The following is a 25,221-nucleotide window of genomic DNA, read 5'->3' on the forward strand; positions in this document are numbered from 1 at the left end:
TGTATCTTATACGGCTTTCTAGAAGCGCGACGATTTGCCTCATAGTTTTTTTGTGTCGTATCCGGGAAGTACTTTTGGTATGTGGTAAGGTCTGAGCGCATTTGTGTCACAGTGCCGCGTGTAATCTCCCGATACAAGGTAGAGCGGGAGATCTTCACCTGCTTTGCAATGTCAGTCTTTGACATACCGGTGGATAGGAGGGCAAAAATTTGTCCGCGCCGATATGGGTCTAGGTGTTTATATGAGCGCGTGGTTGTGGTAGAATGAGTATGGGACATGGCAGCACCTTCTGTTCTGTTTTTGTGGTGAAAACATTGTAACACATTGAGCGCTGCCTGTCCTTTTTTTCTGTCCCACTTCATTTTACCATGAACCACGGGAAATTTCCTCTTTTTTCTTGCAGTTAGCACTTGATTTTTCTTTCAAAAGTTGCTAAAATAACTATCGTTGTCGGGATGTGGCGCAGTTTGGTAGCGCGCATCGTTCGGGACGATGAGGCCGCAGGTTCGAACCCTGTCATCCCGACCATTTATTTTCGGAGTACAAAGACCAGCCGATGGGCGGGTCTTTTTCTGTTTATACCACAGAGAGAGGAGCGCATTATGACGGCAGCAGAGAGAGCCTGCGCAGAAGAGCTGATAGAGTTTATTGATGCCGCGCCCTCGCCGTATCACGCGGCGCAAAATCCCAATCCCGCATGGGAGCGGATCACGAACGACACGATAGAGCGCATTCGCCCGGGCAAAACATTCTATCTGCCGCTCTTTCGAACGGGGGCGGTTGTCGTCTCCGTGGGGGAAAATCCGCGCGGTCTCTTGCGGATGGCGTGTGCGCATACGGATTTCCCCTGTCTGCGCATCAAGCCGAATCCTGTCATGTGCGATGCAGGATACGGAAGGCTCAACGTGGAGACCTACGGCGGACTGATTCGGAATACATGGCTCGATCGCCCGCTCTCCATCGCGGGCGCGGTTACGCTGCGCGGCGCGGACGCCTTTCATCCGGAGCTGCGCCTTGTGGATTTTCGGCGGCCGCTCGCCGTCATTCCGAACCTCGCGATCCACATGAACCGCAAGGTGAACGAGGGCGTCGAGCTGAAGCCGCAAAAAGACCTCCTGCCGCTGCTGTTCCAATCGGATGGGGCGGGGGATGCGGCGGACGACGGGAAAAAGCTGCACGCGCTCTTGGCGGAGCATCTTAGCGTGCGCGCGGAGGATATCCTCTCCTACGATTTGAACGTCTATCCGGCAGAGCGCGGCTGTTTCGTGGGATCGGGTGAGGAGTTCCTCTCCGCGCCGCGGCTCGACAATCTCTCGTCGGTGAAGGCGTGCTTTGACGCGATCGCGCAGGCGCCGGCGGAGGGCGTCTCCGTCGCCGCGCTCTTTGACAACGAGGAGGTCGGCAGCAGAACAAAGCAGGGCGCGGGTTCTTTGGCGTTGTCCATGATGCTGGAGCGCATTTATTTGGCGCTCGGGTTCTCGCGGGACGAATACCTGCGCACGGCGCTCGGCGGGGTCTGCATCTCTGCGGACGTCGCCCATGCGCTGCACCCGAATGCGCCCGAAAAGGCGGATCCGACGAATCGTCCGCTGCTGAACCGCGGCGTCGTGCTCAAGGTCGCCGCGAGTCAGTCCTATGCGTGCGATCCCGAGGCGTTCGCGGCGGTGCAGGACATCTGTATGCGTGAGGACATCCCGCATCAGGTGTTTACGAATCATTCGGATGCGCCGGGCGGAGCGACGCTCGGCTCGATCCTATCGACGCTCCTCCCGATGAAGACCATGGACGTCGGCGTGCCGATTCTCGGGATGCATTCCGCGCGCGAGACGATGGGGATGCGCGATCAATATGCGCTGACACGTCTCCTCACCGCCTTTTTTCCACATGAGAGGACAGTGTACGGCGAACGTGTTATAATGGAACACATTACGACGGGAAGGGAGGCGGTCACATGCGCGCGGTGGTGACGCGGGTCAATGCGGCGGCTGTCCGCATCGACGGCGAAGTGCGCGGTCAAATCGACCGCGGATATTTGATTCTCCTCGGCATTGCGCCGCAGGATACGGAGGCGGACGCGACGCGTCTCGCGGAGAAGATCGTGCATCTGCGCGTCTTTTCCGATGCGGCGGGCAAGATGAATCTCGCGCTTGCGGATGTCGGCGGCAGCGCGCTCATCGTCTCTCAGTTCACGCTGTATGCCGATCTGAAAAAGCGGCGTCCCGGTTTTTCTCACGCGGCGAAACCGGAGACGGCGATTCCGCTCTATGAGAAATTTATCGCGTGCATGAGGGCGCATGATGTGCCCGTGGCGTGCGGTGTGTTCGGTGCGGACATGCAGGTCTCCTCGGTGAACGACGGTCCCGTTACGCTCCTGTTTGATACGGATGAGGTGTGAGATGAGAGAGGATATTCTGAAGAAATACGCGGCTCTTGTCGTCCGCGTCGGCGTCAATTTGCAGCCGTCTCAGCCGCTCGTGATACGCGCGCCGATCGGATGCGCGGCGTTCGTTCGTGCGCTCTCGGCGGAGGCGTTCGCCGCGGGTGCGTACGACGTCGCCGTGCATTGGAGCGACGAGGCGTTCGAGCGCATTCGCTATCAAAACGCGCCCATGGAGCGATTTGAGGAGTTCCCCGCGTGGCGCAAACTCTTTTACGACGATCATGCGGGGCGCGGCGCGGCGTTCATCTCCATCGCGGCAAGCGATCCGGATATTTTTTCCGATATTGCGCCCGAAAAATTAACGGCGGCGCAGCTCTCGGCGGGCAAAGCGCTCGCCGACTACCGCAATCGATTGATGAGCAATCGCAACACGTGGTGTGTCGTCTCGATGCCGACGCCCGCGTGGGCGCGCAAGCTGTTCCCGGAGGCGGCGGAGGAGACTGCCGTCGCGCGGCTTTGGGAGGAGATTCTAAAGGCGGTGCGCATTACGCCGGAGAACGATCCCGTGGCGGTGTGGAAAGAGCACATCGATACGCTGCAAAAACGCGCGGCGTTTCTCAATCAATGCGATTTTGCAGAGCTGCATTATACGAACGGTCTCGGGACGGATCTGCGCGTTGAGCTTCCCGCGGGGCATCTCTGGATGGGCGGCGCGGAGCATTCGGCGGACGGCGTGCTCTTTGCCGCGAACATGCCGACGGAGGAAGTCTACACGCTCCCGCAGCGCGGCGGCGTGAACGGGACGGTGGCGGCGTCAAAGCCGCTCCATTTTAACGGCAAGGTGATCTATGATATACGGCTGACCTTCCGCGACGGAAAAGTCGTCGATCATACGGCGTCGCGCGGCGCGGAGCATCTAAAGAAGCTGATCGAGACGGACGAGGGGGCGTCGTTCCTCGGCGAGGTTGCGCTCGTGCCGTATGATTCTCCAATTTCGCGGAGCAATATCCTGTTTTACAACACGCTCTTCGACGAGAACGCTTCCTGTCACCTTGCACTCGGCAAGGCGTATCCGACCTGCATCAGGGGCGGCGAGGATATGACGGAGGACGAACTCCGCCGTGCGGGCGTGAACGACTCCATCGTCCACGAGGACTTTATGATCGGTACGGAGGATCTCTCCGTCGTAGGACGCACGCGCGACGGGCGGACGATCCGCGTGATGGAGCAGGGGAATTTCGCATTCTGATGCAGAGGTATGAGCGATGCAGGATAGTTTCAAACAATACGGGCTTTGTCTCATGGTCATGTGCGCGCTTGTACTTTTTTGCGCCGTGCCCGCAGAGGCGAAGGGCGCTGTCGAGGACGCGGATTTCTCCTATCGGGGCATATCCTTGGGGGATACGGAGCAGACGCTGCGTGAAAAGTGGGGCGCGCCCTCCTTTGAAAAGACGGTCTATGTGCGCGGCGTCCGTCTGAACGTCTGCACCTACGGCGATGTGACCGTCGCCGTTGCGGCGGGGAGCGGACGCGTCGCGGATATTGCGCTCTCCGGGGATCAATACCGCTTGCGGAAAAATGTGCGGCGGGGCGCGACAACCGGCTATATCTTTAAGACGTACGGCAAGGCGTCCCGGCAGATGCTCGACGATAATACCTGCTACGTTTATGCGCATCCGTCGCATCCCCATTGGCATCTCGTGCTGAACCTTGATCCCGAGGGCGGATTCCTCACGGCGGCGCGCATCACGATGCTGCCGCTCAGCGACGAGGAGGCGGATGAGATGGCGCTTGCGAACGATGACGCCGCCGATGTGCTCGATCTCGGCAGCGGCTTCATCGCGGCAAAGAACATCGATGTGTCCGCGCTGCCGAAGGAGCAGCCCGTGCGGCTCGGAGGATATGCGAAATGATGCACCATGTGCATATGCGTGTCCTTGGACACCGCGCGATGCGATACATGGGCATCGCGCTCGGCTGTCTCATCGCGAGCTCCGCCATCAACCTCTTCTTGATTCCCGCGCATCTGCTCACGGGCGGCGCAACGGGCATCGCGATGATCGTCTACTACCTCTTCGGACTGCCGATCGGTATACAGACGTTTCTCTACAATATCCCGCTCCTCTTTATGGCGTGGAAACTGATGGGGCGGAGCTATACGGTCGACATCATCATCGGCACGGCGATCTTCTCGGCGTTTCTCGACCTCACGCGCCCGCTGAACGCGTATGCGCCGGTCAGCGATATGATGCTGACGACCGTATACGGCGGCGTGTTCGCGGGACTCGGCTACGGACTCGTGTTCCGCATGAACGGCAGTACGGGCGGATTTGACATCCTCGCCGCCATCGTTCGGAAATACTACGACCTGCATATGGGCGGCGTGCTCTTTGCGATGAACTGTCTCATCATGCTCATCGCGGCGTTCCTGTTCGGCATGGCGCCCGCGATGTTCACGCTCATCTATATGTTCATCAACGCGACGGTCGTCGATAAGATCGTCGCGGGGTTCAACCACCGCAAGGCGGTGCTCATTGTCTCGGACAAATACCGCGAAATCGCGGAGAACATCATCGATGAGATGCACCGCGGCGTCACCTTCCTGCACGGGCAGGGGGCATATACGCGCAGGGAACGCAACGTTGTCTTTGTCGCGGTGGGAACGACGCAGGTGGGAAAACTCAAATTCATCGTTCATAACGTCGATCCTCATGCGTTCGTCATCATCATGTCCGCGAACGAGGTCATGGGGCGCGGTTTCGGGCGCATCAATCAAAACGATGCGTCCGCCTCCGACGAGGACGACGATGAACGCGAACACGAAAGGAAGTGAAGCGTATGGCGGATGCACACACGATCGACGTGACCTATTTGCTCAACAGCGGATTCCTCGTCCGCGTGGACAACGTACTGCTCATCTTTGACGACTTTGACGATCCCGCGGGCGTCGTTCCGCAGGCGATCGAAAAAGGGGGCTATACGAAGGTATATTTCCTGTCGTCGCACGCGCATTTTGATCATTTCAGCCCGCATATCGCACAGTTTGCAGCGGAGGCGACGCGCTACATCCTCAGTGAGGACATCCGGAACGTGCCGGGGGCTGCCCGCATCCCGCGGGACAAGGTTGTCTGGATGCCGATCTACGACGTGTGGCACGACGATACGATCGCCGTCACGTCGTTCTCTTCGACCGACGAGGGGACGTCGTTCCTCGTTGAGACGCGCGGGCGCAGAATCTTCCATGCGGGCGATTTCAACTGGTGGGATTGGATCGGCGATACCGCAGAGAACCGCAAGCTCGCAGAAAACGGATTCCGCAAGCAGATGAAGCGGCTCAAAGGGCTGTCGTTCGACCTCGCGTTCTTCCCTGTGGACGGGCGTCTTGAGACCTCGATGGATCGCGGGGCGAAGGAGTTTTGCGCCGAGACCTATCCGGATGCGCTCGTTACTATGCACTCGGTCGGCTATCCCGTGTGGCGGCCGCCGGCGGATTTCTTCCTGCCGGGGCGGGAGATTCCCGTGTGGTCGCCGCGTATTTCGGGGGAAACACAATCTTTTTGAAATATGTATTGAAATATGAGGGGGCTTTCGGTAGAATGGGGAAGTATTTCTATATTCTTGCACTCTGTCTCGTCGTTGTGATTGGCGGCATATTTTTTGCTGCGCACAGCGGCAGTGCGGGGATGTCGTTCAATATGCTTTTGGATCAGGATAAAGGAAAAGGAGAGAACGGAATCGTGGCAAACCGTATTGCAGTTTTTACGACCAACAAGGGAACTTTTGAGGTCGAACTATTTGAAGATAAAGCGCCGATTACCACAAAGAATTTTATTGATCTCGTGGAGAAAGGCTTCTATGACGGACTGATCTTTCACCGCGTCATCGACGGCTTTATGATTCAGGGCGGCGACCCGAGCAGCAACGGGACGGGCGGCCCCGGCTATCATATCCCCGACGAGTTCCATCCGGAACTCAAACACAGCGACGAGGGCATTCTCTCGATGGCGAACGCGGGGCCGAACACGGGCGGCAGTCAGTTCTTCATCACGCTCGCGCCGACGCCGTGGCTTGACAATCATCACGCGGTCTTCGGCAAGGTCGTCGAGGGCATGGACGTTGTGCGCGAGATCGGGCATACGCGCACGAGCTATGGCGACCGCCCCGTGCATGACGTCGTTATCGAAAAAATCACGCTCAAAGACGCGGAATAATGAACTACGCATATCTCATCGCCTGTGCGGACGATAGTCTGTACGCGGGGTGGACGAACGATCTCCGACGGCGGCTCGCCGCGCACAACGACGGCAGCGGTTCAAAGTATACGAGAGCGCGCCGTCCGGTGAAGTTCGTGTATGCGGAAGCATTTGCGACCAAGGAAGAAGCGCAAAAGAGAGAATACGAAATGAAAAAGATGCGGCGCAGTGAGCGTCTCTCACTCGTCCGCGCAGGAGAGCGTCGTGCCAATATGGCGGCGCTGCTGTCATATATCAACACGGAAGACGCAGAGCAAAGGAGAATTTTGAATGACGGAAAAGAAGGTCATGCTGACGGAGGACGGGTACAATAAACTCGTCGAAAAGCTCAACTATCTGAAAAGTGTCCGCCGCATCGAAGTGGCGGAGAGGCTCAAGGCGGCGATTGCCCTCGGCGATCTGTCCGAGAACTCCGAGTATGACGACGCGAAAAACGAGCAGGCATTTCTCGAGGGAGAAATTCAGGAACTCGAAAATAAAATCCGCAACTCCGACATCATCAAGGCGGGCGACGGAAAATCGGTGACGATCGGAAGCCGCGTCACTGTCAAAGATCTCGAGTTCGACGAGGACGAGACCTTCCTCATCGTCGGCTCGACGGAGGCGGATCCGGACGAGGGCAAGATTTCCAACGAATCGCCGCTCGGCATGGCGCTCCTCGGGCAGAAAATAGGTAAAGTCATCAACGTGAGCGCCCCTGCGGGCATGATCCGGTATAAGATCGTCGACATCAAGAAGTGAAAGGAACACCTATGGCAGAAGAGAGAGCGCAGACGGCTGAGGCGCAGGAGCAGGATCTCAATGAGATGATGCGTGTGCGCCGCGAGAAGATGGAGGCGTTCCGGGCAATGGGCGTCGCCCCATTCGGGCATCGGTTCGAGGTCACGGACTACGCGGCGGAGATCCGCGCGCAATACGACCATCTCGACGAGGACGAGGAGGGGGGTGAGGTGTGCATCGCGGGGCGTCTGATGGCGATCCGCGGGCACGGCAAAGCCTCGTTCTCCACACTCAACGACCGCACGGGCAACATACAGATCTACTTTAAGCAGGACATCCTCGGCGAGCAAAAGTACAAAGAGGAGTTTAAGCGTCTCGACATCGGCGACATCATTGGCATCCGCGGCGTCGTGTTCAAGACGCGGCGCGGCGAAGTCACCGTCCGCGTCGAGGATTTTGACCTGCTCTCCAAGTCCCTGCGCCCGCTGCCGGAAAAATTTCACGGGCTCAAAGACGTCGATACTCGCTATCGTCAGCGCTATCTCGATCTCATGGTCAATTACGAGGTGCGCGATACGTTCCGCAAGCGCGCGAAGATCATCCGGTCTATCCGCAGCTATTTGGATGAGCGCGACTTCCTCGAGGTCGAGACGCCCGTGCTCTCGACGATCGCAGGCGGCGCGGCGGCGCGCCCATTTATCACGCACCACAACGCGCTCGACATCGACCTCTATCTGCGCATCGCTACGGAGCTTAGCCTGAAGCGCCTCATCGTCGGCGGACTCGACCGCGTCTATGAGATGGGGCGCATCTTCCGCAACGAGGGCATGGACGTCCGGCACAACCCGGAGTTCACCTCCATCGAGATCTATCAGGCGTTCGGCGACTACCGCGACCTCATGGAGATCACGGAGGGGATCGTGCGCCGCACAGCAGAGGATGTGCTCGGTACGACGAAGATCACTTATCAGGGCGTCGAGATCGATCTCGGCACGGTGCGCACCGTCAGCATGAACGACGCGGTGTGCGAAGCCACGGGCAGGGATTTCCTCTCCTGCACGACTGTGGACGAGGCGCGCGCCATGGCCAAGGAGATCGGCGTCCCGTTCGAAGAGCGGCACGGCATCGGCGGAATCCTCAACGCCGCTTTTGAGGAAAAGGTGGAAGAGACGCTGATCCAGCCCACCTTTATCACAGGGCATCCGACGGAGATTTCACCGCTCGCGAAGCGCAATCCGGACGATCCGCGCATCACGGATCGCTTTGAATTTTTCGTCTACGGGCGAGAGCTCGCCAACGGATTCACCGAGCTGAACGACCCCATCGATCAGGAACAGCGGTTTATAGATCAGCTCGCTCAGCGCGAAGCGGGCGATGCGGAGGCGCATGTCATGGATCGCGATTATGTGACGGCGCTTGAGTACGGACTGCCGCCGACGGGGGGGCTCGGCATCGGCATCGACCGCCTCGTTATGCTGCTCACGGACAGCCCCTCCATTCGCGACGTGCTCCTCTTCCCGACGATGAAGCCGCTTGCGGAGTGATTTCTACCGACAAATAAAAAAACAAAGAGGGCGGACGCTATTACGGCGACCGCTCTCTTTTGTTGTGTGCTTTACTTCTCTTTCAAGAATCTTTTTGTTATAATAAAAAACGATAAATCATCCGGTGATTTTCGTATCGTACGGCAAAGGAGCGTGAGCGTTTGCGGCGGAGACTAGAGGATGAGGTGCGCGAGGCGCTGATACGATACGCCTTTGTACCGGTCGCGGTCGTTGCGCTTCTCTGCGTTGCGTGGGGCATATTCAATTGGCAGTGGAGCGTCGTTCGGCGCAACGGAGAGATACGCGACCTCACGGCGCAGATCTTCAGCGAGACCGTCACCGATTACATCGACCGCGTGAGCGATATGACGCGGCTCTCGATCACGGATGCGCATGCCGGCGGGGAAGCGCAGCGCGCGTTTTACAGCGATTTTTACGCGATTGTGAATCGCTGTGCCGATCACCCGTATTTTTACCTCCTCGACGCCGACGGGCAGACCATATTTACGAACTACACGGCGTCCCCGCCGTATTTTCGTACGCCGTGGGGAATCCTGCGGCGGATGCGCACGGAGGGCGCGCCTGTCGTTGAGTTCGTGCGCGCGGGGGAAAAGGAATGGAACCTTGTCGTCGGGCACGCATTTTGGGAGGACGGACGTGTGACGGGATACGCCGCGCTCGTCCTGCCGCAGGCGGCATTTATGTCGCCGGAGCTGCCGCCCGATACGCATTGGGCAATTGTGGACGCGTACGGCTATGCGCCGTTCTCGACCCTGCCGCAGCTGCGTTCGGAGAACTTTGACAAAATCAGCGCCGAACTGCGCGGTGCGGACGGCATCGTGGATATCAAGGACAGCCTCTTCTATGCAACCCATCGGGATATATTCGGCGGTGCGTTCCGCGTCTACGCCTTCACACCGATTGCCCACGTCCTGTGGCAGTATGCCGTCGGTGCCTTGATCCTGCTCGGCGTACTCATTGTCATGACACCCGCGATATTGATGCGCGTCCGCCGTGAGACGACGGGGAAGACAAAGGCCGCCGAGGAGATTATGAAGGCGTTTCATGAGGTGCGCCGCGGGCGTCTGAATCACCGGCTCGACATCAGGACGGGCAACGAGTTCGAAGAGATCGCAAACTCCTACAACAGAACCGTGGACAGCATCAAAGAGCTGCTGCGGCTCAACGAAGAGCAGACGCGCGCGAAGGTCGTCTCCGAGCTGCGGCAGCTCGAATCGCAGTTCAACCCGCATTTTCTCTTCAATACGCTGGAAAATATCAAATACATGATACGACTTGCTCCCGCAGAGGCGGTCGATATGGTCATGGATTTGTCGGCGCTCCTCAGATACAGCATTGAGCGCGTGACCAATGTTCCTTTGGAAGAGGACTTAGATCATCTCGCGGGATATTTGCGGATTCAGCGCCGCCGTTTTGGCACGCAGCTCTCCTACGAGGAGGAGATCGCGCCCGAAACACTGCCGTGCCGCGTGCCGAAGCTCATCATGCAGCCCGTTGTGGAAAACGCCATCAAATACGGAGCGGATGAAACCGGCGTCATACGGATTCGCGTGCATACGGAAAAAGAGGGGAACCTGCTCGTGATTACCGTTGCGGACAGCGGTTCCGGCATTGCGCCGGAGAAGCTCGCGCGCCTGCAGGAAATGCTCAAAAGCGGAGAGAATACCTCCATCCATACGGGCGTTCACAACGTCCACCGGAGGATTCAGCTCCTCTACGGCGATCAATACGGCCTGCGGATCACATGCCCTGCGGGGTGCGGAACGCGCGTCGAGATGCGCTGTCCGGCGCGGATTTAGCAGCGGAGCAAAGGAGGGGAAACGATGCGCAAAGTGCTCATCGTAGAGGATGAGGAGATCATCCGCCGCGGACTCGTCGATACGATCGACTGGAGCGGTATGGGATGCGTCGTTGTCGGCGATGCCGCGGACGGGCGCGCGGGGCTTGAGATGATACGCAGCCTGCATCCCGATATTGTGATGACCGACATTCGGATGCCGCGCATGGACGGCATCGAGATGGCGCGCGCGGCACGCGCCGAGGGAATTCTGGGCGCGCTCGTATTCTTTACCAGTTACAGCGACTTTACCTATGCGCGCGAAGCGATCCGTCTTGACGCCGCGGACTATTTGCTCAAACCGGTCGACGAGCGCGAACTCGCAAAACTCATGGAAAAACTGACGGCGGGCGTACAGGGAGGCGACGCTCCCGGCGTCCCGCTTCCCGTCGCGCCCCTGCCGTGGCAGGACTGGCTTGCCGACGAGGGAATGAACCCCTATGTGCGGCAGACCATGCAGCGCATCCGGCAGTCGTTTGCCGAACGTCTCAGCATCGAGCGGCTTGCCGACGAGTTCGGCGTCAGCGCCAGCTACCTCAGCCGCAAATTCAAAGAAGCCGCGCATCAGACCTTCGGCGAAGCTCTTACGCGTCAGCGGCTCTACATGGCGGCGCGGCAGCTTGCCACAGGCATCTACCGAGTCTATGAGGTCGCCGAGCAGAACGGGTTCGGCGATTATAAAAACTTTTGCACCGTGTTCAAAAAATATGCGGGCGAATCACCGACCGACTTCATGAAACACTGTAAAAAGCAAGGCTTGGAAATAAAACAGGATGTATCTACCATGATATAAATTCGGAACTATACACTGCCTTGACAATGAAAATCTCATGATGTAATATGTTCTAAAATTAGGTAACAAGTACGGTAAAAGATCATTTTCTAGATGGATATCTTAATATCTGCAGCAATGCGGTGTATAGGTTCAATGTACTGGTCTATGAGTATATTTCGGCAAACTAAAGCATTACCGATACTTTAGGTCAAAATAATAGGGCTGTTCTCCTAAGTCCAATCATGTTGGCGGAACAGTCCTGTTTTGTTGTATGGGTTCCATTAAGTTTTGCAAAGACAGCGTCTGATGTCTTTGTTAATTATCCTATTGAAATTACGGCGTGTATTGGTATAATAAGTATTGTGTCATGTAAATTTATAATAAGGAGATTTTTGCCTTATGAAATACGATACGATGAAATACTTTGTATTATAATGGAGTCGTTACTACCCACAAGGAGAGCACGATGGATAAACAGCCGGATAAAAAGGCACCTATGAAGAAGACAGCAAAAGGAAATTCGCGTAAATCAAGTACAGGATCTATCCTAGGCAAGACAATCCTTGTTATAGGACTCATTTTGTTTGTGATGGTGATCGGTGTCGGCTGCGGTTTTCTCACGGCAAGTTTGAACACAAAACAGAATTTAGCGGAAGATATTGTGCCGCCCGCTTCGTCTCAGATTTATGATATCAACGGCAACGAGATCGCTAATATACATGCGGCAGAAAATCGTATGCCGGTGAGTATCAACGATATTCCGAAGAATCTCCAAAATGCGTTTGTCGCGGTTGAGGATAATCGCTTCTACGACCATGCGGGCATCGATCCACGCGGCATCGTGCGTGCGGTTTGGGCGAATATTCGCGGGCGTACCGTCACGGAGGGCGGCTCTACGATTACGCAGCAGCTTGCTAAAAATGCCTATTTGACGCAGGATCGCACGCTGAAGCGCAAGGTTCAGGAAATGTTTTTGGCACTTCAGCTGGAGCGTCAATATACGAAGCAGGAAATCCTTGAGCTCTATATGAATCAAATATACTTTGGGCAGGGTGCCTATGGCGTCCAGGCAGCCGCGCGGACGTATTTCGGGAAGGACGTCAAGGATCTGACGCTCAACGAATGCGCCATGCTTGCCGGCATTCCCAAAAGTCCGAATTACTATTCACCACTCAACAATTTAGAAGCGGCAAAGCAGCGCAAAGCTGTTGTCCTCGATCAAATGGCGAAGTACGGTTATATCAGCGACAGTGAGGCAAACGCGGCGAAAAAAGAAGATCTTGCGATCGCTAAAGTTTCCAATGACGGCGTTAGGGTGGCAAGCTATTTCGTAGACTATGTGCTGCAGCTCCTTGTTGAAAAATATGGGGACGACGCCATCTATAAAGACGGGCTAAAGATCTATACGACGATCGATATGGATATGCAGGCGGCTGCCGAGAACGCGATGCAAAACCTGCCGACCTACTTCACCGATGCCAACGGCATCGTGCAGCCACAGGGGGCGTTGGTCGCCATCGATCCCCATACGGGCTACATCAAAGCCATGGTCGGCGGGCGCGGAACAGATCAGTTCAACCGTGCGACACAGGCGGTGCGCCAGCCCGGATCGGCGTTTAAGCCGTTCGTGTTCGCCGCCGCACTTGAAAACAAATATACGCCGGATTCGGTGATTGAGGATAAACCGCTCAAGGTAGGCGGGTGGGAGCCACAGAATTATAACCGCAAATTTTCCGGTAAAGTACGTTTGCGCGATGTTGTGCGTTGGTCACTAAATGTACCAACCGTTCGTATCGCGCAGGATATAGGAATTGATAAAGCCATTTACTATGCGCAGGAAATGGGAATATCGACCTTTGTTCTAGATGGTGCAACGAATGATCGCAACCTAGCGACCGCGCTCGGAGGCATGACGCGCGGCGTTACACCTCTCGAGCTGACCAGTGCGTTCGGGACGTTTGCTAATCGCGGTATTCATGTGGAGCCGGTTGCTGTGCTGCGAGTTGTCTCTCGTACGGGAAAGGTATTGGAAGAGGCAACACGCCAAGAAAAGAGCGTCATCTCTGCGGCGAACGCCGCGACCATGACTAATATGCTCTCGGATGTTATTCGGAGCGGTACCGGCACAGGCGCGAATATCGGCAGACCGGCAGCGGGAAAGACGGGAACGACGAGCGATTATCACGACGCATGGTTTATCGGCTATACGCCGGATCTTGTTGCGGGCGTTTGGATTGGGAACGACAGTGTGAGCGACCTGCACGGCATGGCGGGGGGGACAACTCCTGCTGCGATTTGGCGCGCGTTTATGCTTAAGGCACATGAACGCCTGCCTGTACGCAGCTTTGAGGGGAGTGCATCGTATAAGCCTGCGTCCGAATTAGATGATTTGAATGATGACTCTGAAAAGGACAAAGATAAGGACGACAAGGATACCTCGGATAATAAAGATAAAAATCATGAAAAAACGAGAAAAAAAACAAATAAGGATAGGTCTGCCTCTGAACCACGGTCTCCGAGCAGTGCCCCGTCTGCCTCCGACGAGGTTCCGACGAGGGGCGCCGGGGTAGAAAAGGGCAGAAACTAAAGCGATAGAGGGGTCTATATGCAAAATGCGATCGATATTCTAAAGGAACGAGGTTTTCTTGCACAATGCACGGATGAAGAGGCGCTGCGTAAACTCATGGCGGAAGGACCGGTCACTTTTTACATTGGTTTTGATCCGACTGCGGACAGCCTTCACGCCGGTCATTTTATTGCCCTGATGGCGATGTCGCATCTGCAGAAGGCGGGGCATCGCCCCATTTGTCTTGTGGGCGGCGGCACGGGAACCGTCGGCGATCCGTCCGGACGCACGGATATGCGCAAAGTCATGACCGACGAGACCATTCGCCATAACTGCGAGTGCTTCAAGAAACAAGTCGCGCGCTTCATCGACTTTACAGAGGACCGTGCGATTATGGTGGATAATGGAGATTGGCTGCGCAGTCTCAATTATATTGAACTTCTGCGCGATGTCGGCGCACATTTCACTGTCAACCGTATGCTTGCCGCCGAGAGCTATAAGCAGCGCTGGGAAAAGGGGCTGACATTCCTCGAGTTCAACTATATGATCATGCAGGCGTACGACTTCTTCGAACTCAACCGCCGTTACGGCTGTAGGCTGCAAATGGGGGGCGACGATCAGTGGTCGAACATCATTGCGGGCGTCGAGCTTTGCCGCCGCAAGAGCAGTAAAACGGTATTCGGTCTCACGAACAAACTCCTCACAAAGAGTGACGGGACGAAGATGGGAAAAACTGCGGGCGGTGCATTATGGCTTGACGCGGAAAAAACTTCGCCGTATGATTTCTATCAGTATTGGCGCAACATAGACGATGCCGATGTGGAGACTTGTCTGTCCCTGCTCACCTATCTCCCAATGGATGAGGTGCGCCGCTTATCCGCGGCAGAGGGCGCTGAAATCAATCGCTCGAAGGAAATCCTTGCCTACGAAGCAACGAAAATCGTACACGGCGCAGAGGCTGCCGCGCAGGCGCGCAGCACGGCGCAGGCTCTTTTCAGCGGCGGCGCGGCGGAGGATGTCCCGAAAGTTGTCTGCGCCGCGGGCGAAAAACTGGTCGATGTGCTCACGCGCGGCGGCGTATTTGCTTCGAAGGGCGAAGCGCGCCGCTTGATACAACAGGGCGGTGTCACGCTCAACGACCTGCGCGTGTCCGACGAACACTATGTGCTCGGGGATGCCGATTTCTCCAACGGAGAGGCGTTTCTGAAAAAAGGAAAAAAGAAGCACTATAAACTAGTAATTGGTTGATAGAGAAGGAGCTATTTCATGTCAGGACATTCAAAGTGGGCGAATATAAAGCGTAAAAAGGGCGCAAACGACGCCATCCGCGGCAAAATCACGACGAAGATCGGCAGAGAGATCACGATCGCCGTGCGTATGGGCGGCGGTGATCCCACGGGGAATATGCGTCTCAAACTTGCGCTCTCGAAAGCAAAAGCAAACAATATCCCGAAGGATAACATCAACCGTGCCATCCAAAAGGGGCTCGGCGCTACGGAGGGGAGCAATTACGAGGAAGTTGTGTACGAGGGATACGGTCCCGGCGGCACCGCGGTTCTCCTCGATATTCTGACCGACAACCGCAATCGTACAGCAGCGGACGTGCGACATCTCTTCTCGAAGTACGGCGGAAATCTTGGACAGGACGGCTGCGTTGCATGGATGTTTAAGAAAAAAGCCGTGTTTATCGTCGAAAAAGACTCTTTTGACGACGAGGACGCACTGTTGGAACTCGTCTTGGAGGCGGGCGCGGAGGATATGCGCGCAGAGGACGATGTATTCGAGATTGTAGCGGCGCCGGACGCCTTCGAGTCCATCGAAACGGCGCTTGGAGACAAGGGCATTGAAACCGTGTCGGCGGAGGTTACAATGGTGCCGGATACGATGGTCAGCCTCTCGGAAAAAGATGCGGAGAAGATGCAGACGCTCATCGATGCACTGGAAGACAATGACGACGTGCAGAACGTATACAGCAACTATGAGATGGATTAAGGAGAAAAAAGTGCAGACATATCGTCTGCACTTTTTTAGGGACGGAATATGTTGGTTCTTGGAATAGATCCGGGGACGGCGATTTGCGGTTACGGTTTTGTAGAGCAGATAGGCAGCCGCCTCGTTCCGCACGCGTACGGTGCGATTACGACACCGTCTAAAATGCAGCCGGAACGGCGTCTGCTCAAGATTTACACAGAGCTCGAAAACCTCATACAGGAGCATCGCCCGTCCGCCATAGGAATAGAACAACTATTTTTCAATCGCAACGTAACGACGGCAATCCCCGTGGGGCAGGCACGCGGTATCGCACTCCTTGCGGCGGCAAAGAACGATATCCCGATCGTCGAACACACGCCGCTGCAGGTAAAACAGGCTGTCACCGGATATGGGAAAGCGACCAAAGAACAGGTCATCTATATGGTGACGAAATTGCTCCATCTGCCGGAGCCGCCGTATCCGGACGATACGGCGGATGCGCTTGCCGTTGCGATTTGTACGGCGTATTGTGTGGATAGTATTGCGTGGCGCAATCGTATTTAATGGGAGAGACGTATGATAGGGTTCTTGCGCGGGACTGTCGTGCACAGCGCCGTTGACCATTGTTTGCTCGATGTACATGACGTGGGGTATCGTGTGTTTGTCTCGAGAAAAACCTGCGCACATATTGCTCAGGGGGAAGAGGCGCTTCTCTATATCTATACGCATGTGCGTGAGGACGCGATCCTCCTCTACGGGTTCTTCTCGCAGGAGGAATACGATCTTTTTCAGCACCTCATCGGTATCTCCGGCATCGGACCCAAAGGCGCGCAGAGTATTCTTTCTGAGGTGACACCTCACGATTTTTATCGGTTGATTCACAAAAAGGATGTCAAGGGCATTACAAAATTACCGGGCATCGGCAAGAAAACGGCGGAACGCCTTGTCTTAGAGCTTAAGGATAAATTCGGTGCTTATGCCGATACAGGTGTGGATGATACGAGCGCCGTTGTCTCCGATGTCTCGGATTCCATGCTTGCGGAAGCTACGGAAGCTCTGATGAGTTTAGGGTTTCAGCAAAACGAAATTCAAACGGTCTTTCAGGGAAAGACGGACTATCAAAGTACGGAAGAATTGGTGCGATATGCGCTGTCCGTTCTGCAGCGATTCTAACGATATAGGAGGGAGGGGAGAGATCTATGGATATACGCAATGAGGAGGAACTCGTCTCATTCGAAGAACAAAGTACCGACGGTTGGCAATACAGTCTGCGCCCGCGCCGTCTCAGCGAGTACATTGGGCAGGACAAAATAAAGGATAATCTGTCCAAGTTTATTCAAGCCGCATTGTCGCGCGGGGAAGCGCTTGATCACGTTCTTCTCTACGGTCCTCCGGGGCTTGGAAAGACGACGCTCGCCGGCATCATAGCGAACGAGATGGGGGCGAACTTTCGCCAGACCTCGGCACCCGCGATTGAGCGTCAGGGCGATCTTGCCTCTCTGCTGACCAATTTGCAGGATCATGATGTGCTCTTCATCGATGAGATTCATAGACTGTCCCATCATGTTGAGGAAATCCTCTACTCGGCGATGGAGGATCATGCCATCGATATTATCATTGGCAAAGGGCCGAGCGCTCGTTCCATCCGGCTGGATCTTGCTCCGTTTACGCTGGTTGGCGCGACGACAAAGACGGGAGCGCTCTCTGCGCCGCTGCGCGATCGGTTTGGAATTCAGGCACGGCTCGAATACTATACGCCGGAGGCGCTTCTCCTCATCATTGAGCGAACGGCGGAGATCCTATCTGTGACGATTGAACACGAGGGTGCGCTTGAGATTGCGCGCCGTTCCAGAGGTACGCCACGTGTGGCAAATCGTATTCTCAAACGCGTGCGCGATATCGCGCAAGTCGCGGGAGAAGACATCATATCTCACAAAACGACGCTTGCTGCGCTCACAGCCCTCGAGGTCGATGAACAGGGACTGGAGAATAAAGATCGCACGATGCTCGAAGTGATGATTACCAAATTTTCAGGGAGACCCGTCGGACTCAAAACGCTTGCCGCCGCGCTGAGCGAGATGCCCGAAACCATCGAAGACGTTTATGAACCGTATCTCATACAGCTCGGCTTTATTGCGCGGACGGCGCGCGGGCGTATCGTCACACGCGGCGGATACGAACACATGAAAATCGCTTATCCGGAAAACGATTACCGGCAAGGAGAACTGCTCTAACATGAATCTTTTGATGCATATGTGCTGCGGACCCTGCTCCTGTTATCCGCTGAAAAAACTTCGCGAAGAGGGGATCGAGCCGACGGGGTATTTTTTTAATCCCAATATCCACCCCTATACGGAATGGGATCAGCGTCTGCAGAACGCTGAGAAATTTGCGGCGATGTCACATATGGACTTTGTCGCGGATCGCGAATACCGCATACGAGATTTTCTAAAGAAAGCCCTGCCGGCAGAGAATACGAGACTGGGGCGCTGCCGTATGTGCTACACGTGGCGACTGGAGAATGCCGTGCGTTATGCGGCGGAACACGGCTTTGACACGTTTACCTCCACACTGTTTTACAGCATCTATCAGCAGCACGAACTCATGCGCGAAACGGCGCAGCGTTATGCGAACATGTACGGTATTTCCTTCTACTACGAGGATTTCCGCGTCGGCTGGCAGGAAGGAATCGACATCAGCAAAGACATGGGGCTCTACCGTCAATCCTACTGCGGATGTATTTTTAGCGAGGAAGAGCGGTACAGCCGTACGCTGCGCAAGATGCAGCGCAAGGAAAATAAAGAGAAGAAACGTCTCCGCCTTTTGGCACAGGCATAGTTAAAGAAAGCAGGGGAGCGAAATGGCGCAGTGCAAACGTATTTTGATGTCCCTAATTTTTTTTGCGTCGGTGTTCATTCCGCTCCATCGAACGAACGCTTCGCTCCAACCGGAACTCACGGTCGGCATTATGAGTGAACGGCATATCGTTACCGTCACGGGCAGGAATACCGTGCTTTATGTCCATAGGACGCTTGAAGACGATCCGTTTCTCATCGTGCCGATGGGGGAAAAACTTGTCGTTGAGGAAAAAAGCGGCGCTTTTTGGGTCAACGGCACAGAACAAAAATCAGATCGACTGATTGTTCAGCCTTCCGGAAGCGGCTTTGTGGAGGTCGATGGAAGCCCTTATCGCGGATATATCACCTTATTCAAGAAGGCGGGAATGACTGTCGTCAACAACGTTTTGATTGAGGACTATCTATACGGGGTCGTCCCGAAGGAAATGCCCGCCTCGTGGAGGAGCGAGGCACTGCGCGCGCAGAGTGTTGCGGCACGCACCTTTGCGCTCAAAAATAGGGGGCGGCACCGTGCGGACGGCTATGATCTCTGCAATACCCCTGAGTGCCAAGTATACGAGGGGATGAACGCCGAGGCAAAGGCTTCTACCGATGCCGTTGACGCGACGCACGGGGAAGTTTTATTTTATCAAGGGGAAATTGCTGACGCTCTGTTTCATACGGATTCCGGCGGCATGACGGAGTCGAGTGAAAACGTATGGGGAAGTTATGTGCCGTATCTCAGAGCAGTTCCCGAAGCCCGCGCTCAGACACTCCCATGGAATCGATCCATAACATCGACGCTCTTTGTCCAAAAAATAGAATCAACCGGCAGAAAAATAGGGAACCTCAAGGAGATTAAGCTCTCCCGCCTCCAGATTGGCAATGGGAAAGGAGACCGCAGTCACGCGGGACGTGTGTTGACCATGCGCATCATCGGAGATAAGGGGAACGTCGTCCTTGGCGGCAATAAAATACGCTCCCTATTTGCGCTTCCAAGCACACTGTTCAACGTTCGGATGCAAAAGTCGACGGTAGAATTTAACGGATACGGTTCCGGCCACGGTCTTGGCATGTCTCAGTGGGGCGCAGAGGCATTTGCGGAGCGTGGAAAGAATTACAAAGAGATCCTGCGTTACTATTATACCGGCGTTTCCGTAGAGAAATTATACTGATGAGGCATATATCATATGGATATTTCTGATTTTGACTATGATTTACCCGAGAAGCGTATTGCACAAACACCGCTCGAACCGCGGGATGCGTCGCGCCTCATGGTGCTCGATCCTGCGGAACAGACAATCGAACATCGGCATTTTTATGAACTGGACGTATTATTGCAGCCGGGGGACGTCCTGATATTTAACGATACGCGCGTGATTCCGGCACGGCTGATCGGTGCACGCGATAAAACCGGTGCAAAGGTGGAAGTTCTTTTACTCCGGCAAATCGACAGAGACCGGTGGGAGGCCTTGGTAAAGCCCGGCAAAAAGGCGCGCATAGGAGATCGTATCCGGTTCGGTGAAGAGCTTTCCTGTGGGATCATATCGCATACGGATTTTGGCGGTCGTATTGTAAAATTCATTTATCAAGGAATATTTGAAGAGATTTTAGATCGATTGGGCGAGATGCCGCTCCCGCCGTACATCCGGGAAAAACTTTCCGATGCGGATCGGTATCAAACCATATACAGCCGGGAACGCGGGTCTGCAGCCGCGCCGACGGCAGGGCTTCATTTCACTGAAGAACTTTTAGTACGTCTCAAGGAAAAAGGTGTTATATTCGGTTTTGTTACCCTTCATGTCGGATTGGGGACGTTCCGCCCGGTGCAGGAGCAGACGATTGAAAATCATGTGATGCACCGTGAGTATTATGCCATTCCGGAAGAAACGGCGCAGATCATCCGGCGGGCGAAAGCGGAAGGTCGTCGTATCGTTGCCGTAGGGACAACGTCCATTCGAACGCTCGAATCAGCCGCGGGGGAGACCGGTGAAATTCGCCCGACAAGCGGGTGGACAGATATTTTTATTTATCCGGGTTACCGGTTTAAGGTAGTGGATGCAATCATAACGAACTTTCATCTGCCAAAATCTACGCTGATCATGCTTATCAGCGCGTTTGCCGGGCGTTCGTTTATATTAAATGCATATAAACAAGCCGTTGATGAGGGGTATCGTTTCTTTTCTTTTGGGGATGCGATGCTGATTCAAGGCAGAAAAAAAGCAACGTGATCTAGGATCATGTTGCTTTTGCCATTCTATTCCTGCGGTGTCAGGTCATCTAGATGCTGCAAAATCACTTCCGCCATCATGCGCTTCCCGTCAATATCCGGATGCAGGCCGTCGGTTGAGAGCAGGGGGCTCAGGATCCCGTTTGAGGCATCATAGAAAAACGGCTCCATATCAATATGGTATCGCTGTGCACGAATCCATGTGTTGACGGCATTGAGCTTCAAATGCCACAGAGGATCCGTTTCAGATTGGAATGAAAGCGTAATGCGCTCAGGATTCAGCGGAAGCAGCGTGAGGAAAACGGGGCGAATATCATGGGCGATACACTTTCTTTGTATGGCGTCAAGATCCCGGATAATGTCTTGCGCACTTGTCGTATCCGCGCGCAGGCTATTTGACCCCGTGAGGATCAACAGGTTCTCCGGATGGGCGGGCAGTACGTCCTGCTCAAAGCGTTCCAAGGTTGTATGCGCGGTATCGCCGCTGCGCCCGAGATTCAAGCACTCGAACGGGAGGTAGGTGGTATAGCTGTATTCGAGGAGTGCCGGGGAGTTTGAGATTGCACCGCCGCCGTGTGTGATGCTGTCCCCGAGTGCGGCGGCGTACAGACGATGATTGTGCGGTGCTTCCACTGTAAAAGATGCGATATCCGACCATGTACCGACCGTCTTGCCCTGTGCGTCGAGTCCGCGTACGCGCCAGTAGTAAATCCCGGCGTAGGGGCGCGGATATTCGTCATAGACGGCATTGGCAGATACGGTCTCTGCCGACCATACTTGACTTGGATCCGGTTCGGTGCCGTGGTCATTGACAGGACGTGTTGAGAGCAGTTCTACTTCGTAACGCGTTACGCCGTTGAGCGGAATCCACTGATACACGGGATAAAGCGGCTGCCGGAAGTTCATCACCTGATCAAATGTATTTGGAATGGGGCGATTTGGAAGTTCCTCTTCGCCGCTGAGTACAATCGGCTCCGCCGGTGAAAACTCGCCGATAGGCTCATGTTTGAGCCCCAATGCGCGCACGCGCCAATAGATTGTCCCGTAGGACTGGAACTTGCGCAGATCTGCCTGCATTCCGTTCGTGAAGACGCCCTGTGTACTGCTCAGGTGCTTGGTCTTGGATAATGCAATCCCGCCATCTTTTTCGGGAGGGGCGGAAAGAAATTCGACTTCGTATAAGACGGCGTTTGCCATACTGTGCCATATGAGAAACGGCATGAGACTGGCGGGGGACGATTCGGGGTATTTGCTGATATGAATGGGGAACACGGCTTCGAAATATGGATTTGATTTTGGCGTCGACGGGGAGGTCACCGCGCCAAACATTCCGTAAGCGGTAATACGGTAGTAAAATGGAATCGGTGCAGAAGTGATATGATAAGAGGGCGTTGTTGTGAACTCTGACTTGACCCGCTGGTAGACTGTTTCATTCGATATTTTTCCGGTCATCTTGATGTAGGTGTCCACACGATAATAGCAAGGGTAGGGGATGCGTTCCCACGTGAGTATACTTTCTCCATGCTCCTCACGGATACTTGTCGCTATATCAATTTGTTTGAGGCTTAGGACATCTTTTTTTTCAATGAAGAAAATACACATCATGGAAACGAGGAAAATAATTGCCGTAAAAAAAATATAATGCTTCATAAAACCACCGTATATCAATTTTTTATTCAATCATGAGGTGATACATATGGATAATCGAAGAGGACTTGTCATCGTTCATACAGGCGAAGGAAAGGGGAAAACAACGGCTGCGCTCGGCATGGCGATACGCTCATGGGGAAACGGGATGCGTGTCTTGATCCTGCAGTTCATCAAGGGGAGCTGGTCGTATGGCGAACTAAAGGCAATCGCAACATTAAACGATGCCGGCGGACGTATTGAAATCCGTCAAGGCGGTCTCGGATTCACACGCAAAGGAAATAAAGATGTGGAGGAACACCGTCGTGCCGCAGAAGAGCTCCTGCAAAGCGCGCTGCATGAAATATCGGGCGGCACATGGGACATGATCATCTTGGACGAATTTAACTATGCCTATTCGTTCGGTCTGATCCGTCAAGAGGAATTGGAGCAAATTCTAAGTGCACGCCCGGAGCAGACCCATCTCATCTTTACGGGAAGAAACGCCTCGGAAGAACTAATTGACCGCGCCGATCTTGTCACCGAAATGCATCTCGTGAAGCACCCCTATCAAAAGGGGATCAAGGCTCAGCGCGGCATAGAATTTTAGATCATTATAACATAGGTGTACCACACTATGCCACGATTCATAAATTTCTTTATGATACTTTAGCTATTGAAAAAAAGAGTATAATGCGCTACAATCTCAGTCATGTGTTTATACTTCGTTTATGATGACCGTTGATCGCCATAAACTTTATTTAGAATTAGGAGAGATGATATGAGAAGCGACGTGGTAAAAAAAGGGGCGACACGCTGTGCGCACCGCTCATTATTTCATGCAAACGGGTATGGTGCCGAGGATCTTGGAAAGCCGCTCATCGGCGTATGCAATTCATTTAATGAGATCATTCCGGGGCATTTTCATCTGAATACGATTACGGAAGCCGTAAAGCTGGGCGTGGCAGCTGCGGGCGGCACGCCGATTGAGTTTCCCTCCATCGGTGTCTGCGACGGCATTGCCATGGGGCATACGGGCATGAAGTATTCTCTTGCCAGCCGCGAACTCATCGCGGACTCCATAGAGGCTGTGACGATGGCTTCCGGTTTTGACGGCTTGGTGCTCATCCCCAACTGTGACAAGGTCGTGCCGGGTATGCTCATGGCTGCGGCACGGCTCAATATCCCGGCAATTCTAGTCAGCGGCGGCCCCATGCTCGCGGGACGCTATCGCGGCAGGGATATTAGCGTCAGTCAGGCATTTGAAGCGGCGGGCATGTATGCCGCCGGAAAAATGGACGAGAGCGAAATGACGGAGATCGAAAACAGTGCGTGTCCAAGCTGCGGGTCGTGCTCCGGACTCTTCACTGCAAATACGATGAACTCCTTAACGGAAGTACTCGGAATGGGACTTCCCGGGAATGGCACGATTCCTGCGCCCTACACGGGCGAGCGGCGTCTCCTCGCAAAACATGCGGGCGCTGTCATCCTCGACCTCGTCCGCAAGGGAATCTGCCCGCGCGATATTATGACGCAGGAAGCGTTTGAGAATGCCATTACGGTGGATATGGGCATCGGCGGCTCTTCCAACACCGTGCTGCACCTGACGGCGATCGCCCACGAGGTAGGCATCGAACTGCCTCCGCCGCTCTTTGATGAAATCAGCAGACGGACGCCCTATATCACGAAACTCAGCCCCGCGGGAACGCATCACATGCAGGATCTTAATGAAGCGGGCGGCATCTCCGCCGTTATGCACGAGCTAGCGAAAAAAGATTTGATTCATCTCAACGCGCTGACGGTCACCGGAACGATAGGCGAGCGAATCGAACACGCAAGAGTTCTCGATCCGACGGTAATTCACAGTGTGGATAATCCCTATCGCCCGCAAGGTGGGCTCGCGATTCTGCGGGGGAATCTTGCGCCCGATTGCGCCGTTGTGAAGGCGTCCGCCGTTGCCGACGATATGCTCACCTATCGCGGAACGGCCAAGTGCTTCAGTTCGGAAGAAGAAGGCGTCAACGCCATCATGGCAGGGAAAATTCACGACGGGGACGTTGTCGTCATCCGTTATGAAGGTCCGAAAGGCGGTCCGGGGATGCAGGAGATGCTGAATCCGACGGCAGTCATCACCGGTATGGGGCTCAAGGTAGGTCTGATCACCGACGGACGATTCAGCGGTGCAAGTCAGGGCGCCTGCGTCGGACATATCTCTCCCGAGGCGATGGCGGGAGGTCCCATCGCGCTCATCGAGGATGGGGATATGATCACGATTGATATTCCAAACCGCAAATTGGAGCTGGAGGTCAGCGACGAAGAGCTTACAGCGCGGCGCGCACGCTGGGTACAGCCGGAGGCGAAGATCAAGACCGGCTATCTCGCACGCTATGCAAAGCTCACATCGTCGGCAAATACCGGCGCCGTGTTAAGCTAGGAATCAATTCCAACTCACGGGAGGTAC

At 54.9% G+C, this 25,221-nt stretch carries 25 protein-coding genes and 1 tRNA gene; 24 read left to right on the top strand and 2 right to left on the bottom strand.

From position 1 onward, the window contains the following. Window positions 1-377: helix-turn-helix domain-containing protein (locus tag HMPREF1147_RS00005; protein WP_156791282.1), on the bottom strand; the 377-nt coding region annotated here is incomplete at its 3' end. Between the two features lie 74 nt (window positions 378-451). On the opposite strand from HMPREF1147_RS00005, the gene HMPREF1147_RS00010 reads away from it, so the two are divergent. The 22 genes from HMPREF1147_RS00010 (at window position 452) to queA (ending at window position 21,135) form a co-directional block, all read left to right on the top strand. Next, window positions 452-528, top strand: a tRNA-Pro gene (locus HMPREF1147_RS00010). A gap of 74 nt (window positions 529-602) precedes the next feature. Further along, window positions 603-1,967 (top strand): M18 family aminopeptidase, encoded by a 1,365-nt coding sequence (locus HMPREF1147_RS00015; RefSeq protein ID WP_009657174.1) that lies wholly within the window; start codon window positions 603-605, stop codon window positions 1,965-1,967. Then, entirely contained in the window at window positions 1,952-2,395 is a 444-nt protein-coding gene (dtd, locus tag HMPREF1147_RS00020; protein ID WP_009348715.1) for a D-aminoacyl-tRNA deacylase, read from the top strand. Before HMPREF1147_RS00015 ends, dtd begins: the two co-directional genes overlap by 16 nt. A 1-nt stretch (window position 2,396) precedes the next feature. Next, window positions 2,397-3,629, top strand: a complete 1,233-nt coding sequence (locus HMPREF1147_RS00025) for an aminopeptidase (RefSeq protein WP_009657173.1) — start codon at window positions 2,397-2,399, stop codon at window positions 3,627-3,629. 16 nt (window positions 3,630-3,645) lie between these two features. Next, the gene (locus HMPREF1147_RS00030; protein ID WP_009438530.1) at window positions 3,646-4,293 is read left to right on the top strand and encodes a hypothetical protein; all 648 of its coding nucleotides are present in this window, start codon (window positions 3,646-3,648) and stop codon (window positions 4,291-4,293) included. After that, window positions 4,290-5,213 carry a YitT family protein gene (locus HMPREF1147_RS00035; protein ID WP_009348720.1) on the top strand — a complete coding sequence of 308 codons (924 nt, stop codon included), beginning with the start codon at window positions 4,290-4,292 and terminating at the stop codon, window positions 5,211-5,213. The genes HMPREF1147_RS00030 and HMPREF1147_RS00035 overlap by 4 nt, the downstream gene beginning before the upstream one ends. Window positions 5,214-5,218: 5 nt before the next feature. Then, complete coding sequence (locus HMPREF1147_RS00040; protein ID WP_009438408.1) at window positions 5,219-5,941, top strand: MBL fold metallo-hydrolase; 723 nt, start codon at window positions 5,219-5,221, stop codon at window positions 5,939-5,941. A 35-nt stretch (window positions 5,942-5,976) separates the two neighbouring features. Further along, complete coding sequence (locus tag HMPREF1147_RS00045; RefSeq protein WP_037350912.1) at window positions 5,977-6,591, top strand: peptidylprolyl isomerase; 615 nt, start codon at window positions 5,977-5,979, stop codon at window positions 6,589-6,591. Continuing rightward, the gene (locus HMPREF1147_RS00050) at window positions 6,591-6,947 is read left to right on the top strand and encodes a GIY-YIG nuclease family protein (protein ID WP_009348728.1); all 357 of its coding nucleotides are present in this window, start codon (window positions 6,591-6,593) and stop codon (window positions 6,945-6,947) included. Before HMPREF1147_RS00045 ends, HMPREF1147_RS00050 begins: the two co-directional genes overlap by 1 nt. After that, on the top strand, window positions 6,904-7,374 hold the full coding sequence (greA, locus tag HMPREF1147_RS00055) for a transcription elongation factor GreA (RefSeq protein ID WP_009438369.1): 471 nt from the start codon (window positions 6,904-6,906) through the stop codon (window positions 7,372-7,374). The genes HMPREF1147_RS00050 and greA overlap by 44 nt, the downstream gene beginning before the upstream one ends. A gap of 11 nt (window positions 7,375-7,385) precedes the next feature. Then, window positions 7,386-8,897: a lysine--tRNA ligase gene (gene lysS, locus HMPREF1147_RS00060; protein WP_009657197.1), complete on the top strand. Its 1,512-nt coding sequence runs from the start codon at window positions 7,386-7,388 to the stop codon at window positions 8,895-8,897. 161 nt (window positions 8,898-9,058) lie between these two features. Next, entirely contained in the window at window positions 9,059-10,717 is a 1,659-nt protein-coding gene (locus tag HMPREF1147_RS00065; protein WP_009657195.1) for a sensor histidine kinase, read from the top strand. Window positions 10,718-10,741: 24 nt separating this feature from the next. Then, entirely contained in the window at window positions 10,742-11,548 is an 807-nt protein-coding gene (locus HMPREF1147_RS00070; RefSeq protein ID WP_009657182.1) for a response regulator, read from the top strand. Between the two features lie 448 nt (window positions 11,549-11,996). Then, a complete protein-coding gene (locus HMPREF1147_RS00075) occupies window positions 11,997-14,117 on the top strand; it encodes a transglycosylase domain-containing protein (RefSeq protein ID WP_009657191.1) in 2,121 nt (706 codons plus the stop codon). 18 nt (window positions 14,118-14,135) lie between these two features. After that, window positions 14,136-15,344, top strand: a complete 1,209-nt coding sequence (gene tyrS, locus HMPREF1147_RS00080; RefSeq protein WP_009657171.1) for a tyrosine--tRNA ligase — start codon at window positions 14,136-14,138, stop codon at window positions 15,342-15,344. Between the two features lie 18 nt (window positions 15,345-15,362). Continuing rightward, window positions 15,363-16,088, top strand: a complete 726-nt coding sequence (locus HMPREF1147_RS00085) for a YebC/PmpR family DNA-binding transcriptional regulator (RefSeq protein ID WP_009348738.1) — start codon at window positions 15,363-15,365, stop codon at window positions 16,086-16,088. 48 nt (window positions 16,089-16,136) lie between these two features. Next, a complete protein-coding gene (gene ruvC, locus HMPREF1147_RS00090) occupies window positions 16,137-16,631 on the top strand; it encodes a crossover junction endodeoxyribonuclease RuvC (RefSeq protein ID WP_009438437.1) in 495 nt (164 codons plus the stop codon). Between the two features lie 12 nt (window positions 16,632-16,643). Next, complete coding sequence (gene ruvA / locus HMPREF1147_RS00095; RefSeq protein ID WP_009657184.1) at window positions 16,644-17,240, top strand: Holliday junction branch migration protein RuvA; 597 nt, start codon at window positions 16,644-16,646, stop codon at window positions 17,238-17,240. 26 nt (window positions 17,241-17,266) lie between these two features. Beyond that, complete coding sequence (gene ruvB / locus HMPREF1147_RS00100) at window positions 17,267-18,301, top strand: Holliday junction branch migration DNA helicase RuvB (RefSeq protein WP_009438370.1); 1,035 nt, start codon at window positions 17,267-17,269, stop codon at window positions 18,299-18,301. A 1-nt stretch (window position 18,302) separates the two neighbouring features. Next, window positions 18,303-18,905: an epoxyqueuosine reductase QueH gene (locus HMPREF1147_RS00105; RefSeq protein WP_009657181.1), complete on the top strand. Its 603-nt coding sequence runs from the start codon at window positions 18,303-18,305 to the stop codon at window positions 18,903-18,905. Window positions 18,906-18,927: 22 nt separating this feature from the next. Continuing rightward, on the top strand, window positions 18,928-20,079 hold the full coding sequence (locus tag HMPREF1147_RS00110; RefSeq protein ID WP_009657192.1) for a SpoIID/LytB domain-containing protein: 1,152 nt from the start codon (window positions 18,928-18,930) through the stop codon (window positions 20,077-20,079). A gap of 15 nt (window positions 20,080-20,094) precedes the next feature. Further along, a complete protein-coding gene (gene queA / locus HMPREF1147_RS00115; protein WP_009657193.1) occupies window positions 20,095-21,135 on the top strand; it encodes a tRNA preQ1(34) S-adenosylmethionine ribosyltransferase-isomerase QueA in 1,041 nt (346 codons plus the stop codon). Between the two features lie 26 nt (window positions 21,136-21,161). On the opposite strand, the gene HMPREF1147_RS00120 is transcribed toward queA, so the two are convergent. Next, window positions 21,162-22,784: a GDSL-type esterase/lipase family protein gene (locus tag HMPREF1147_RS00120; RefSeq protein ID WP_009657196.1), complete on the bottom strand. Its 1,623-nt coding sequence runs from the start codon at window positions 22,782-22,784 to the stop codon at window positions 21,162-21,164. 46 nt (window positions 22,785-22,830) lie between these two features. Between HMPREF1147_RS00120 and cobO the strand changes: the two genes are divergently transcribed. Continuing rightward, window positions 22,831-23,370 (top strand): cob(I)yrinic acid a,c-diamide adenosyltransferase, encoded by a 540-nt coding sequence (gene cobO, locus HMPREF1147_RS00125; protein WP_009657188.1) that lies wholly within the window; start codon window positions 22,831-22,833, stop codon window positions 23,368-23,370. Between the two features lie 171 nt (window positions 23,371-23,541). Further along, complete coding sequence (gene ilvD / locus HMPREF1147_RS00130) at window positions 23,542-25,194, top strand: dihydroxy-acid dehydratase (RefSeq protein WP_009438417.1); 1,653 nt, start codon at window positions 23,542-23,544, stop codon at window positions 25,192-25,194. The last annotated feature ends 27 nt before the right edge of the window (window positions 25,195-25,221 follow it).

Origin of the sequence: Selenomonas sp. FOBRC9 (assembly GCF_000287655.1) — a bacterium.
In the GTDB taxonomy this organism is placed as follows: domain Bacteria; phylum Bacillota; class Negativicutes; order Selenomonadales; family Selenomonadaceae; genus Centipeda; species Centipeda artemidis.